This window comes from Paenibacillus sp. P4_E11, from assembly GCF_056401635.1.
Genome location: NZ_JBFUIX010000470.1, coordinates 1 through 1387 on the forward strand (window position 1 = coordinate 1; position 1387 = coordinate 1387).

Annotated in this window: 2 protein-coding genes; both read left to right on the plus strand. The window is 42.5% G+C overall.

Annotated features, from left to right (window positions below; translation table 11 throughout):
• Positions 1-515: phytanoyl-CoA dioxygenase family protein (locus AC1DWB_RS35210; protein ID WP_477545712.1), on the plus strand; the 515-nt coding region annotated here is incomplete at its 5' end.
• 107 nt (positions 516-622) lie between these two features.
• A partial coding sequence (locus AC1DWB_RS35215) for a helix-turn-helix transcriptional regulator (protein WP_477545713.1) occupies positions 623-1387 on the plus strand: 765 nt, incomplete at its 3' end.

Sequence of the window (1387 nt, forward strand, 5' to 3'; positions counted from 1 at the left end):
CTATGCTTGGCGCTATTGCTAATCACCCGGCTATTCTTAATATGGTGGAACGCATTCTGGGGGATAAAGCAGTACTTGTTGGAGAACAAGGTTTACTTAAACCGCCTCATGGCGGAGGTGAAAAGCCATGGCATCAGGATATGGCTTATGGCGGATTATTTTTCAAAAAGCAGATCGTGACTGTGTGGATTGCTCTTGATCAAGCAAATGTGGAAAACGGTTGTATGCATGTCATTCCCCGCTCACATCTTGCGGGTGGGGTTCCACACTTCATGATTCGGGACTGGCAAATGTGCGATTCACATGTCCATGTCGAGAAAGATGTGGCCATATGTTTAGAGCCAGGCGGTGCGCTGTTCTTTTCCGGGTTGCTTCAGCATGGGACACCAGCCAACTTCTCTTCCCTGAAAAGAAGAGCATTGCAATTTCGCTATGCGCCCGCATCCTCCGAATTAATGTCGAAGGAGCAATTCAAACTGATGTTTACAGGAGAAATGATGGATGCAGAGTGTTAAGGATCGGATGTTAATAAATATAGAGACATATTAGCTTTCGATTATCAGCACTCCCTATCGTGTATTACACTGGAATGAAATCAAGGATGATAAGGAGCACTGTTGTCATGATCCATTCCTTATATAAAAGTTACTTTATTAGCAGCCAGCGAAGCAATAAAGTGAGATGTGTGCCGGGTTGGATGTGGAAGCCATCCACACCATTATTCGATTATGATTTATGGTACGTTTCTGAAGGCTTCGGACAAATCGTGCTTTCAGAAACAACCTATGCATTGAAGCCGGGAACCTGCATGCTTGTCCGACCAGGGACTCTACCTGTGGCAACTCAAGATCTGGATCATTGCTTAATGGTTATTTATGTTCATTTCTCAATTAGCACTGCATCTGTGGATCCCGTTGTAATACCGTCTGAGTGCTCATATATTAACGATATTTTCACGTTCGAAGGCATGTTGCATCACCTGATTGAAGTAGATGGAGGAAACAGGCAGTGGAGGGCAGAAGAATTTGATTATCTCATGAAGCTGATATTTCTTTACCTTTATAACCTTGAAGACGAACGGCAAAATAAACATCAGACTCTAACGGCCAAACAAACCAGAAAGATACGTGATATTATCGATTTTATTCAGGGTGAGAGTCCTACCATCGATTACGATGATATTTACCGTTATGCCGGATTATCACCGCGTTATTTGAACTCTTTGTTTAAACAATTTACAGGCTCATCCCTAAAGGGGTATTTGATCCGTTCCAAGCTTCGCAAAGCGCAGCATCTTCTAACAGAGTCATCGCTTAGTATCACCGAAATATCTGAGTTTTTGGGATATTCGGATATTTATTCCTTCAGTAAACTATTTAAACAGTAT